The sequence below is a fragment of the Pseudomonas sp. TWR2-1-1 genome (assembly GCF_049897045.1).
GTDB lineage: Bacteria > Pseudomonadota > Gammaproteobacteria > Pseudomonadales > Pseudomonadaceae > Aquipseudomonas > Aquipseudomonas versuta.
This window is the reverse complement of record NZ_JAFCVM010000001.1, coordinates 782,647-795,641: the sequence shown is the minus strand read 5'-3', so window position 1 is coordinate 795,641 and position 12,995 is coordinate 782,647. Positions and strand designations below refer to the sequence as shown.

The 12,995-nt window shown below is 58.1% G+C and carries 11 protein-coding genes; 8 read left to right on the top strand and 3 right to left on the bottom strand.

Translation table 11 applies throughout. The annotated features are described in order from the left end of the window. Positions 1 to 60: 60 nt before the first annotated feature. From prpC to ACP7BO_RS03805, 3 genes are all read right to left on the bottom strand, one after another. Positions 61 to 1,188 (bottom strand): bifunctional 2-methylcitrate synthase/citrate synthase, encoded by a 1,128-nt coding sequence (prpC, locus tag ACP7BO_RS03815; protein ID WP_426208682.1) that lies wholly within the window; start codon positions 1,186 to 1,188, stop codon positions 61 to 63. Positions 1,189 to 1,418: 230 nt separating this feature from the next. Then, positions 1,419 to 2,306, bottom strand: coding sequence for a methylisocitrate lyase (gene prpB, locus ACP7BO_RS03810; RefSeq protein ID WP_426208680.1), 888 nt, complete (start codon positions 2,304 to 2,306; stop codon positions 1,419 to 1,421). Further along, entirely contained in the window at positions 2,303 to 3,025 is a 723-nt protein-coding gene (locus ACP7BO_RS03805) for a GntR family transcriptional regulator (RefSeq protein ID WP_426208678.1), read from the bottom strand. Before ACP7BO_RS03805 ends, prpB begins: the two co-directional genes overlap by 4 nt. Positions 3,026 to 3,306: 281 nt before the next feature. On the opposite strand from ACP7BO_RS03805, the gene ACP7BO_RS03800 reads away from it, so the two are divergent. The 8 genes from ACP7BO_RS03800 to ACP7BO_RS03765 all read left to right on the top strand — a co-directional run bounded on the left by ACP7BO_RS03800 (position 3,307) and on the right by ACP7BO_RS03765 (position 12,879). After that, positions 3,307 to 3,843: an ATP-dependent zinc protease family protein gene (locus ACP7BO_RS03800; protein ID WP_060691063.1), complete on the top strand. Its 537-nt coding sequence runs from the start codon at positions 3,307 to 3,309 to the stop codon at positions 3,841 to 3,843. 5 nt (positions 3,844 to 3,848) lie between these two features. Further along, on the top strand, positions 3,849 to 5,381 hold the full coding sequence (locus ACP7BO_RS03795) for an inactive transglutaminase family protein (RefSeq protein ID WP_426208676.1): 1,533 nt from the start codon (positions 3,849 to 3,851) through the stop codon (positions 5,379 to 5,381). Then, entirely contained in the window at positions 5,381 to 6,364 is a 984-nt protein-coding gene (locus tag ACP7BO_RS03790; protein ID WP_397455984.1) for an alpha-L-glutamate ligase-like protein, read from the top strand. The genes ACP7BO_RS03795 and ACP7BO_RS03790 overlap by 1 nt, the downstream gene beginning before the upstream one ends. 177 nt (positions 6,365 to 6,541) lie before the next feature. Next, on the top strand, positions 6,542 to 7,885 hold the full coding sequence (pabB, locus tag ACP7BO_RS03785; protein ID WP_397455983.1) for an aminodeoxychorismate synthase component I: 1,344 nt from the start codon (positions 6,542 to 6,544) through the stop codon (positions 7,883 to 7,885). Between the two features lie 69 nt (positions 7,886 to 7,954). Beyond that, positions 7,955 to 8,689, top strand: a complete 735-nt coding sequence (locus ACP7BO_RS03780) for a phosphoadenylyl-sulfate reductase (protein ID WP_060691060.1) — start codon at positions 7,955 to 7,957, stop codon at positions 8,687 to 8,689. A gap of 170 nt (positions 8,690 to 8,859) precedes the next feature. Beyond that, entirely contained in the window at positions 8,860 to 9,378 is a 519-nt protein-coding gene (locus ACP7BO_RS03775; RefSeq protein WP_426208673.1) for a sigma-70 family RNA polymerase sigma factor, read from the top strand. A 2-nt stretch (positions 9,379 to 9,380) separates the two neighbouring features. Then, the gene (locus ACP7BO_RS03770; protein ID WP_426208671.1) at positions 9,381 to 10,367 is read left to right on the top strand and encodes a FecR family protein; all 987 of its coding nucleotides are present in this window, start codon (positions 9,381 to 9,383) and stop codon (positions 10,365 to 10,367) included. Between the two features lie 76 nt (positions 10,368 to 10,443). Continuing rightward, the gene (locus tag ACP7BO_RS03765; RefSeq protein ID WP_426208669.1) at positions 10,444 to 12,879 is read left to right on the top strand and encodes a TonB-dependent siderophore receptor; all 2,436 of its coding nucleotides are present in this window, start codon (positions 10,444 to 10,446) and stop codon (positions 12,877 to 12,879) included. Positions 12,880 to 12,995: the final 116 nt, after the last annotated feature.

Here is a 12,995-nt window from a genome sequence, read left to right as displayed (position 1 = left end):
TTTAAAGAGCTCGCGAGCAAGCTCGCTCCTACAGTGGGTGAGGTACAGGCAGCCTGCTGGTCAGCGGCGTTCGATTGGCACGAACTTGCGCTGTTCGACGCCGATGTACTCGGCACTCGGGCGGATGATGCGGTTGTTGGCACGCTGTTCGAACACGTGCGCAGCCCAGCCGGTCAGACGTGAGCAGACAAAGATCGGGGTAAACAGCTTGGTGGGAATGCCCATGAAGTGATACGCCGAGGCATGGTAGAAGTCGGCGTTGGGGAACAGCTTCTTTTGCTCCCACATGGTTTTGTCGATGGCTTCGGAAACCGGGAACAACGTGGTGTCACCCACTTCGTCAGCCAGTTTTTTCGACCAGCCCTTGATCACTTCGTTACGCGGATCGCTGTCTTTATAAATCGCGTGGCCAAAGCCCATGATCTTGTCTTTGCGCGCCAGCATCTCGAGGGTGCCCTGGACTGCTTCTTCTGCCGAACCGAAGCGTTCGATCATTTCCATTGCCGCTTCGTTGGCGCCACCGTGCAGTGGGCCGCGCAGCGCACCGATAGCGGCCGTGATGCACGAGTACAGGTCGGACAGGGTCGAAGCACAGACCCGCGCCGTGAACGTCGAGGCGTTGAATTCGTGCTCGGCATACAGAATCAGAGACACGTTCATCACCTTGACGTGCAGCTCGCTCGGTTTTTTGTCGTGCAACAGGTGCAGGAAGTGACCGCCAATGGACTCTTCGTCGGTCACGCAGTTGATGCGCAGGCCGTCATGGCTGAAGCGATACCAGTAGCACATGATGGCCGGGAAAGCGGCCAGCAGCCGATCGGTTACGTCGCGCTCACGGGCGAAGTCCAGTTCGGGTTCAAGGTTGCCCAGAAATGAACAGCCGGTACGCATCACATCCATCGGATGGGCGTCGGCGGGGATGCGCTCCAGCACTTCCTTCAGGGTTTGCGGCAAGTCGCGCAGGGTTTTGAGCTTGCCCATATAGGCCGCCAGCTCGGTTTTGTTCGGCAGCTCGCCGTACAGCAGCAGATAGGCCACTTCTTCAAAGCGGGCTTCGGCTGCCAGCTCACGTACGTCATAACCACGGTAAGTGAGGCCCGCGCCTTCCTGGCCAACGGTGGACAAGGCTGTTTGCCCGGCCACCTGGCCGCGTAATCCGGCGCCACTCAATACTTTTGCTTCGGCCATTGCGCTCTCCAATCTTGAATTTGTTAGGGATTCGGCAAGTTCTAAAACGTAATCACGGGGTGATCGTAAACTCTGTAGTCGCTGCCGAGCCATGCGAGGCTGCGATCGGCTGCGAAGCAGTCGTAGACCTTAAAACACACTATGTCTGACTGATCGCGTCGTCTGGTTTGCGACCGCTTCGCGCTCGATCACAGCCTCGCATGGCTCGACAGCGACTACGGGTATTGCGCCTACTTATTGGCGGCAAACACGGCGTCGAGTTTTTGCTCGAAGGAGTGGTAGTTGATGGCGTCGTACAGCTCCATACGGGTTTGCATGGTGTCGATCACGTTCTGCTGGGTACCGTCGCGGCGGATGGCGCCGTAGACGTTTTCAGCCGCCTTGTTCATCGCCCGGAATGCCGACAGCGGGTACAGCACCAGCGATACATCGGCACTGGCCAGTTGCTCGGTGGTGTACAGCGGCGTGGCACCGAACTCGGTGATGTTGGCCAGAATCGGCGCTTTCACCCGGTTGGCGAACAGTTTGTACATCTCAAGCTCGGTAATGGCTTCCGGGAACACCATATCGGCACCGGCTTCAACACAGGCGGCGGCACGTTCCAGCGCCGACTCCAGGCCCTCGACCGCCAAGGCATCGGTGCGCGCCATAATCACGAAGCTGTCATCGGTCCGGGCATCAACGGCCGCTTTGATACGGTCGACCATCTCTTGCAGCGAGACGATTTCCTTGTTCGGACGATGGCCACAACGCTTGGCACCGACCTGGTCTTCGATGTGAATCGCCGCCGCGCCAAACTTGATCATCGATTTGACGGTGCGCGACACGTTGAAGAACGAGGAGCCGAAGCCCGTGTCCACGTCCACCAGCAGCGGCAGGTCGCACACGTCGGTGATGCGCCGGACATCGGTCAGTACATCGTCCAGGCCGGTAATGCCCAGGTCCGGCACGCCCAGAGAGCCTGCAGCGACACCGCCACCCGACAGATAAATCGCCTTGAAACCGGCACGTTTGGCCAGCAATGCATGGTTGGCATTGATCGCACCCACAACCTGCAAAGGATGTTCACTGGCGACTGCATCACGGAAACGCTGGCCTGGACTGTTTTTATTGCTCATGACTCACCTCGTGGAGTGGCTGTCTGCTGGGCGCTGTCTTGGTAGTGACGCGCAATATTGCGTTTCGAGGCGCCGATATGGCGGCGCATCAACAATTCGGCCAATTCGCCGTCGCGATCGGCAATGGCATCGAGAATGCGGTGGTGCTCGGCAAATGCCTGATGCGGGCGATTGGGCGTGGTGGAAAACTGGATGCGGTACATGCGCACCAGCTGGTAAAGCTCGCCGCAGAGCATTTGGGTCAGCGTGCGATTGCCGCTGCCTTGAATGATCTTGTAGTGAAAATCGAAGTCGCCTTCCTGCTGGTAGTAGCCGACACCTGCTTGAAACGCCTCATCGCGCTCATGGGTTTCGAGCACCCGACGCAGCTCGGCGATGTCTTCATCGCTCATGCGTTCGGCAGCCAGGCGGCAGGCCATGCCTTCGAGGGACTCGCGAATTTCGTAGAGCTCAATCAGTTCGGCGTGACTTAACGACACTACCCGGGCGCCCACATGAGGGATTCGCACCAGCAGACGCTGACCTTCCAGACGGTGAATCGCTTCACGCAATGGCCCGCGGCTGATGCCATAGGTGCGAGCCAGTTCAGGTTCGGAGATCTTGCTGCCGGGAGCGATTTCACCTTTGACAATAGCTGCCTGAATACGCCGGAAGACGTTCTCGGAAAGGGTTTCCGAATCGGCCGCAGCGATGACGGCGGGATCTAGTGCTTGCAGCATATTGTCGACACCTTGCAAATCAATAGCCCTGAAATTAGCGATTTGAGCGCTAACAGTCAAAGGATAAATAAAGATTGTCGACAATCACCCCGTACGACCTTAGTTGAATCGACAGCCCGGAGGCCCCGGTCAAAGTGCCTCAACGCTGGCGCCATGTAACCTTCATGTTAGAATGCCGCCCGCATCCGCCCTGCCCTCATCCGGGGGCAGCCGCACGAGGAAACTTGCTCTGTACTGCCAGTGCCTTGAACTGAAGATTGCAAGAGACCGCGCCCCGATTTATGAAATTTTTCCCCCTCTATACCCTCCTTTGTCTGCTGTGCGTACCGGGCTTGAGCCTTGGTGGCGAAAAGACCGTGTACGGCCTCAATGAATACGCCGAACTGGCGGGCATTGATCTGCAAGTGGCCGCCAAACTCGACACCGGCGCCAAAACCGCGTCCCTCAGTGCCCGTGACATAAAGCGCTTCAAACGTGACGGAGAGAGCTGGGTACGCTTCTATCTGGCCATTGATGATGCCCATTCGCACCCCATCGAACGCCCACTGGCGCGGGTCAGCAAGATCAAGCGCCGCTCGGGGGACTACGATCCCCAGGCTGACAAGAACTACACCTCGCGCCCTGTGATTGCCCTGGAAATTTGCATGGGCAAGGCTTTACGCACCATAGAAGTGAACTTGACTGATAGAAGTGCGTTCCAATACCCGTTGTTGATCGGCTCCGAAGCACTCAAGCGCTTTGATGCGCTGGTCGACCCAAGTCTTAAATACGCTGCTGGCAAACCTGCCTGTGTCGCTAACGCTCAAACCGCAGAGTAATTGAAATGCGCGCCCTTACCCTTCACCTGAAAATCTTGATCACCATCCTTGTGGTGCTGGGCATTTCGATTACTGCCTATCAGATTTTTGCTCTCGGCATTCCTGTGACCGAAGACGCAACCGACGACCTGTGGAACATCGATGCCAAAGTCGAGTTCGTTGCCAGCTCAAAAGACCCGGTCAAGATTCAGATGTTCGTGCCGCCCCTCAACCGCGACTACGTCAGCCTGAACGAAAGCTTTATTTCCAATAACTACGGGGTGAGCGTCAACCGGGTTGATGGCAACCGCAAGGTGACCTGGTCCGCACGCCGTGTGAGCGGCAAGCAAACCCTTTACTACCGCCTGGTATTGACCAAGCGCTATTCGGGTGACAAGTCCAAGGTCAAAGGCCCGGTCTTCCGCGACAGCATTGCCGTTGAAGGCCCGGAAAAGATTGCTGCCGAAGCATTGCTGGCGCCGATTCGCCAGCACTCTGCCGACGTCGAAACCTTTATCAGCGAAACCATCAAGCGGGTGAACAACCCCAATGATGACAACGTCAAACTGCTGCTGGCCGGCGACCCGTCCACCGCGCATAAAGCCCAGGTCATCGAACTGTTGCTGTCGATTGCCCACGTACCGATGGAAAAAGTCCACACCATCCGCCTGGTAGCCGATCAGCCGCAGAACCCTGAACTGTGGCTGCGCAGTTTCAACGGCAATGACTGGCTGTATTTCAATCCGGAAACCGGCGAGCAAGGCCTGCCGTCCGACCGTCTGCTTTGGTGGATCGGTGACGAACCCATGGTCACCGTGGATGGTGGCAAGAAGCCGAACGTCACGTTCAGCCTGAACAACAGTGAAATGAACGCCATCCGCCTGGCCAAGCTGACGGACGAGAACACCGACGCCAACTTCCTTGAGTACTCGTTGTACGGCCTGCCACTGCAAACCCAGCAAACGTTCATGATCATGGTGATGATCCCGATTGGCGTGCTGGTGATTCTGGTCCTGCGCAACCTGATCGGCCTGCAGACCCTGGGGACGTTCACCCCGGTACTGATTGCCCTGGCGTTCCGCGAAACCCAGCTGGAGTTCGGCATCATCCTGTTTACGGTGATAACGGCACTCGGATTGATGTTGCGCTCCTATCTGGAGCACCTGAAGCTGCAAATGCTGCCGCGACTGTCCGTGGTACTGACCTTCGTGGTGATACTGATCGCGGCCATCAGCCTGTTCAGTCACAAACTGGGCCTGGAGCGCGGACTGTCAGTGGCACTGTTCCCGATGGTAATTCTGACCATGACTATCGAGCGCCTGTCGATCACGTGGGAAGAACGTGGTGGCGGTCATGCAATGAAAGTCGCAATTGGAACGCTGTTCGCCGCGACGCTGGCGTACCTGGTCATGAGCATCCCGGAACTGGTGTACTTCGTGTTTACGTTCCCGGCCGTTCTGCTGATTCTGGTGGGCTTCATGCTGGCCATGGGTCGCTATCGCGGCTACCGCCTGACCGAGCTGATCCGTTTCAAGGCCTTCATGAAGGCTGACTCCTGATGTTTGGCTTCTGGAAGACCTGGAAGGCCCTGGAAGCCAGAGGCATCATGGGCATCAATCGGCGCAATGCGGACTACGTACTCAAGTACAACAAGCGCAGCCTGTATCCGATTGTGGATGACAAGATCATTACCAAGGAGCGCGCCATCAAGGCGGGGATCCACGTACCGGAAATGTACGGGGTGATCTCCACCGAGAAAGAAATCGAAAAACTCGACGACATCATTGGTGGCCGTAACGACTTCGTGATCAAGCCCGCACAAGGTGCGGGCGGCGACGGCATTCTGGTGATCGCCGACCGTTTCGAAGATCGTTTTCGTACAGTGTCGGGCAAGATCATCAGTCACGATGAAATCGAACATCAGATTTCAAGCATTCTGACCGGCCTTTATTCCCTGGGCGGCCACCGCGACCGGGCACTGATCGAGTACCGGGTTATCCCGGACCAGATCTTCAAAAGCATCAGCTATGAAGGTGTGCCGGACATTCGCATCATCGTTTTGATGGGCTACCCGGTGATGGCCATGCTGCGCTTGCCGACCCGCCAATCGGGCGGCAAGGCCAACCTGCACCAGGGCGCGATCGGGGTCGGCGTCGATCTGGCGACCGGCCTGACCCTGCGCGGCACCTGGTTGAACAACATCATCAGCAAACACCCCGACACCACCAATGCGGTAGACGGCGTGCAACTGCCCAATTGGGACGGTTTCATGAAACTGGCTGCCGGCTGCTATGAGCTGTGCGGGCTGGGCTACATCGGCGTCGACATGGTGCTCGACCAGGAGAAAGGCCCGCTGATTCTGGAGCTCAATGCCCGCCCGGGCCTGAACATCCAGATTGCCAACGATTGCGGTCTGACGCTGCGCACCCACGCAGTAGAAGCCCACCTTGAAGAGCTGGCCGCCAAAGGCATTCAGGAAACTGCGGAAGAACGCGTGCGCTTTGCCCAGGAGTTGTTCGGGCATATCCACTCCACCGAATAAAGCCCAGGCAACACTTGTGGGAGCGGGCTTGCCCGCGATGGCATCAATGCGGTTTATCAAAACATCGCTGGCAAGCCGGCTCCCACAAGGCTCTTGCCATCCGCTCCCTCAAGGCTTGGTTGCTGCCTTGCACAGGATTACAATCGCCACCCCGCTCCGATGGCTGATTGGCTTCGCATGTTGACCTGCTCTGTACATCCCCTGCCTTACCAGGCCAATCCCGCCGAGTATTTTGCGGCGATTCGCCATGCGCCCGGCGCCGTGCTGCTGGACAGCGGTCGCCCTGCAGCCGAACGTGGCCGTTACGACCTGCTCAGCGCCTGGCCGCTGGCAGAGTTGTGCGTGCAACCGGAGGAATCGGGACGCCATTTTTTACAGCGCCTGCGCGACAGTCTGAAGCAACTCGGTAACGCCAGCCTGCCGGACCCCTACGAACTGCCGTTTGCCGGCGGGCTGATCGGCTATTTGAGTTACGACTTCGGGCGCCGTCTTGAGCAACTGCCCGCGCAGTCCAGCGATGATCTGCAATTGCCGGATGCACAACTGGGCCTGTATGCCTGGGCATTGATCAGCGATCACCAGCAACTCACCAGCCAACTGGTGTTTCATCCCGCGCTGGCGGCCAGCGAACGCGAACGTTTGCTGCTGCTGTTCAGCCAACCGGCGCCAGCACTGAACCAGGCATTCTCGCTAAAACGACCCATGCAGCCGGACATCAGCGCCCGCCAGTATGAGCAGGCACTGGAGCAGGTTCAGCGCTACATCCAGGCCGGCGACTGCTATCAGGTCAATTACACCCAGCGTTTCAGCGCACCGTGCCAGGGCGACAGCTGGACTGCCTATTGCGCACTGCGCGCCGCCTGCCCGACGCCGTTCTCAGGTTTTATGAGCCTGACGCAAAACAACGCTATTTTGAGCCTGTCACCGGAGCGCTTTGTGCGGGTCAGCCACAACCAGGTGGAAACCCGCCCGATCAAAGGCACCCGCCCGCGAGGCAAAGACAGCGCCGAAGATGCGGCAAACGCCGCCGAACTACTGGCAAGCCCAAAGGATCGTGCAGAGAACCTGATGATCGTTGACCTGCTGCGCAATGATCTGGGCCGCACCTGTCGCACCGGCTCGGTAAGCGTCCCCCAACTATTCACCCTGGAAAGCTACCCCAATGTTCACCACCTGGTGAGCAGCGTCACCGGGCAACTGGCCGAAGGCAAAGACGCGCTGGATTTGATTGGCGACAGCTTCCCGGGCGGCTCGATTACCGGCGCCCCGAAAATCCGCGCAATGCAGATCATTGATCAGCTGGAACCGACCAGGCGTAGCATTTACTGCGGCTCGCTCATGTATCTCGACGTGCGTGGCGAGATGGACAGCTCCATCGCCATTCGCAGCCTGCTGATCAAGGACGGACAAGTGAACTGCTGGGGCGGCGGCGGGATTGTGGCCGACTCGCATTGGCAGGACGAATATCAGGAATCGATCACCAAGGTCAAAGTGCTGCTTGATACGCTGCAAACCCTGTAGCCCGCGGTTTTTGCTAACATCGCCACCACTAGAGAGCGCCCAGCGCCATTCACTGTAGGAAGCCGCCTGATGAGCCATCCGTTCGACGTCGCCGAACTCGCCGCGACATACGCCAGCAAGTCCCCGCAGGACATTCTCAAACTAGCCTTTGAACATTTTGGTGACGAACTCTGGATCTCATTCAGCGGCGCCGAAGATGTCGTGCTGGTGGACATGGCCTGGAAGCTGAACAAGAACGTCAAGGTTTTCAGCCTCGACACCGGCCGCCTACACCCTGAGACCTACCGGTTTATCGAGCAGGTGCGCGAGCACTACAAGATCCAGATCGAGCTGATCTCGCCGGATCAAAGCAGGCTTGAGCCGTTCGTCAAAGAAAAAGGCCTGTTCAGCTTCTATAAAGATGGCCACGGCGAGTGCTGCGGCGTGCGTAAAATCGAGCCGCTGCGCCGCAAACTGTCGACCGTCAAGGCCTGGGCCACCGGTCAGCGCCGCGACCAAAGCCCGGGCACCCGCAGCCAGGTGGCGGCCCTGGAAATTGATGGCGCATTCTCCACACCCGAGCGAGCGCTGTACAAATTCAACCCGCTGGCGCAAATGACCAGCGAGGAAGTCTGGGGCTACATCCGCATGCTGGAGTTGCCGTACAACAGCCTGCACGAGCGTGGTTTTATCAGCATTGGCTGCGAGCCCTGCACCCGCCCGGTGCTGCCAAACCAGCACGAGCGCGAAGGTCGCTGGTGGTGGGAAGAGGCAACGCAAAAAGAATGTGGCCTGCACGCAGGCAACCTGATCGCCAAAAACTGACCTGCCCCCCCTTTGCTCGCGAGCTCTTGAAAAGCCCGCGAGCAAGCTCGCTCCTGCACATAAGCCCGCGCCTGCAGACAGCGCGCTCCTGCAATCATTCGCAGTTGCGTTTACCCCGGACTTGCATTCAGAATTAGTAATAGTTCTCAATAACGTCTGAGCCATAACCTATGTCTACGGGTGAACCTGCGTTCCAGGCTGCGATTTCCAATCTGTACTGCGAGCATCACGGCTGGCTGTTTGGCTGGCTGCGAAGAAAACTCGGCTGCGCCCGGAATGCCGAAGACCTGGCACAAGACACCTTTACCCGAATTCTCAACGCCCGCGAGTCGGTCGCCACCCTGCGCGAGCCCCGGGCGTTTTTGAGCACGACCGCACGCCGCCTGATCATTGATCAGGTGCGGCGCAAACACATCGAAAACGCCTACCTGCAAGAACTTGCGCTGACCGCACAAGCCCTCGAAGGCTATCAATCACCCGAGCAGATCCTCACCACGCTGGAAGCACTCGAACACATCGCGTTCATTCTGGAAGGTATGCAGGACAAGGTTCGCCAGGCCTTTGTCCTGTATTACCTCGATGGCTTGAAACAGAGCGAGATCGCCCGGCAACTGGCGCTGTCTGATCGTACGGTGCGCAAGTACCTGATCCAGGCCTTGCTGCACTGCAGCCATAGCCTGGATACCTGACCATGCCCGTGCCGCACCTGACCATTGACGAGCAAGCCGCCGAGTGGATTCTTCAACTGCATGAAGAAAGCACCAATGATGCGCTGCGCCTGCAATTCGAGTGCTGGAAGCGACAAAGTCCGCAGCACGCTGCCGCTGCCCTGCGCATGCAAGATGTGATCAGCCGCCTGCAGTCATTGCGCGGGCAATCCGCCCCGGCCAATGCCGCACTCACCGCCGCCTTTAGCAGAGGCAAGCCTGCTGGCCGAGGCAAGCGGGTATTGCGCGCACTACTGATTGCCGGCTGCCTGGGATTACCGAGCGCACTGATATTGCAAAGCCAGTATCCAAAGCAGTGGATGGCCGATATCAGGACCGGCCCCAATGACTGGAAAACCCTGCGTCTGGCCGACAACTCAACGATCACCCTCAGCGGTACCAGTGCAGTGAATGTGCATTTCAACGACCAGGAACGGCGCATCGAGTTACTGCAAGGAGAAGTACTGGTGGACGTTGCTCATGACAGCGCCCGCCCCTTTATCGTGCAGACCGACGAGGGCAGCATGCGCGCGCTGGGCACCCGCTTCGTGGTCAAACATCTGCCCGACACCACTGTTTTGAGCATGCTGCAGTCGCGGGTAGCCGCACAGAGCGCTGACGAGCAACAGACACTGGAGGTCGGTACTGGCTCCCGGGCGCTGATCCGCCGCGACTCGGTAGAACTGTCAGGTACGTTCGACCCCGCCAGCATTGATGAGGCATGGCGGCGTCACCAAATGGTGGTCGATAACCAGCCTCTGACTCTGGTGCTTGATGAAATCTCCCGGCATCGTCGCGGCCATCTTCAATTTGACCGCCAGGCCCTGGCCAATTTGCGCGTATCGGCCGTATTGCCGCTGGATAACACCGATCGGGCTCTGCAATTGATTGCTGAAACCCTGCCTGTGACGATTAAAACCTACAGCCCGTGGCTGGTGGTGATCAGTCAGCCACAGCAATCTAAAAAATAATTATTCGCATTAGTTCCGCTTTTTTCGAGCCAGCCGTCAAGGTAGATACATAGAACCCTAAAGGACTGCGCTTCCCATGCTGACTTCCTCCCACCCTCGCGGACGTTTTAGCCCGCGGGCTTGCACCCCGCTGGCCCTGGCCATTCACTTGATTGTCGCTTCGGCGAGTGGCGTGCTGTGCAGCACCGTCGCTCAGGCGCAGTCGGCATCGAAAACCTATGACATTCCATCCGGCCCGCTGAGCAGCGCCCTGAATCGCTTTGCACAACAGGCCGGGGTAGCGATTATTTTTCAGTCCGCCAGCCTGGACGGACTGACGACTCCTGGGCTGCACGGCACCTACAACGAGCATTCCGGATTCGAAGCTTTGTTGCGCGACAGCGGCTATACCGCCGTTAAAAGTGCCAATGGCTACACGCTCGATGCATTGCCTGCGGCGGGCGGCAGTCTGGAACTGGGCGCCACGCAAGTCAGCGCCAACCAGCTGGGCACCATCACAGAAGGTTCGGGCTCCTACACCCCCGGCAGCATCGCTACTGCCACGCGCATGGTGCTGACGCCGCGCGAAACCCCACAGTCGATATCCGTGGTCACGCGCCAGGCAATGGACGATTTCGGTCTCAACTCGATCGATGATGTGATGCGTCATACCCCCGGCATCACCGTTGCAACCTATGACAGTGATCGCACCAGCTACTATTCGCGCGGTTTTGCGATCAAGAACTTTCAGTACGACGGCATTCCGATCCTGCAAGACCCGCAATACTCTGCCGGGCACACCCTGACCGACACTGCCATTTACGACCGGGTCGAAATTCTCAAGGGTGCAACCGGGTTGCTCACCGGCGCAGGCGGCCCCGGCGGCACCATCAATATGGTGCGCAAAAAACCGACCCGCGAGTTCAAGGCCCATGTGGATGTGGGCGCAGGGTCCTGGGACAACTACCGCTCCGGGATCGACGTCAGCGGGCCGCTGACCGAAAGCGGCAATGTGCGGGGCCGGGCCGTGGCGGCCTATCAGGACAAACACTCGTTCATGGACCACTACAAGCGCGACAGCGAGGTTTACTACGGCATTCTGGAAGTGGACCTGACGCCGGACACCCTGCTGACTCTCGGCGCCGATTATCAGAACAACCACCCAAAAGGCTCCAGCTGGTCGGGCAGTGCCTCACTGTTCAACTCCGCCGGCGAGCGCATCAGCACCCCTCGCTCATTCAACAACGGTGCGAAATGGAGCAGCTGGGAGCAATACACGCGCACGGTGTTTTCAACCCTGGAACACAGCTTTGATAACGGCTGGGTAGTCAAAGGCCAGTACAACCACCAGGTCAACGGCTATAACGCACCGCTTGGCGCGCTGCTGGACCCGGACGTGAACACCGGACTGGCGCCAATGCTGGCCCGCAAGTACACCGGCGAATACGTCAGCGACAGTGGTGACCTGTTTGCCAGCGGTCCATTCAGCTTGCTGGGGCGCGAACATCAATTGGTGATCGGCGGCTCGGTAGCGAAGTCGCATTGGACCGGCAAGGACTACACCAACGCCAAAATGGTCGACAACGCCTATGACTACTACAACTGGGATGGCGACAGCCTCGAACCGGACTGGGGCAACGTAACCTCCTACAACGATGAAACAACGCGCCAGACCGGTACTTACATGACCGGGCGCTTCAGTCTCACCGATGATCTGACGCTAATGCTCGGTACGCGCGTGGCCGATTACACCCTGACGGGCACCAGTCATGCCAAAGACACCGGCAAGGTGCTGCCCTATGCCGGGGTGATCTACGACATCAACGAAAATATTTCCGCCTACGCCAGCTATACCGAAATTTTTTTGCCGCAGTCCTATTACCGCGATCGCGACAACAAGATGCTTGAGCCCGATGAAGGCACCAACTATGAGCTGGGCTTGAAAGGCGAGTTCTTTGATGGCCGCCTGAATTCAAGCCTGGCCTACTTCGAGGTTCATCAGGACAACCGGCCAGAAGCAGACACTGTCTATAACGCCCATCCGACCAATCCGGACATTGAGTACGCCTATAAAGGCATCAAAGCCAAAACCAGAGGCTATGAAGCAGAAATTTCTGGCGAGCTTATGCCCGGCTGGCAGTTGCAGGCGGGCTACACGCACAAGATCAGCCGTGATCAGAGCGGTAAAAAGGTATCGACGTGGGAGCCCGAGGATCAAATCAATCTGTACACCAGCTACAAGCTGACCGGCGACCTCGACAAGCTGACTCTGGGCGGCGGGGTTCGCTGGCAGGGTACGGGCTGGCAAATGCTGACCAACTGGAATAAAGGCGGGGTCGAAGAGAAGTTTTCACAAGATCCGTACTGGCTGGTTGACCTGATGGCTCGCTACCAGCTTACGAAAAACCTCTCGGCCACCGTCAATCTGAATAACGTGTTCGACAAGTCGTACTACACCAATATCGGTTTCTATAACTCGTCGTACTACGGTGACCCGCGCAATGTCATGGTCAGTACGCGCTGGGATTTCTAACACAGGCTGAACTGAATTTTTTGGAATACAAACCCTGTAGGAGCGAGCTTGCTCGCGAGCTCTTCGTTGCTGCGTTGAAATGCTCGCCAGCAAGCTCACTCCTACCGGATCTACAA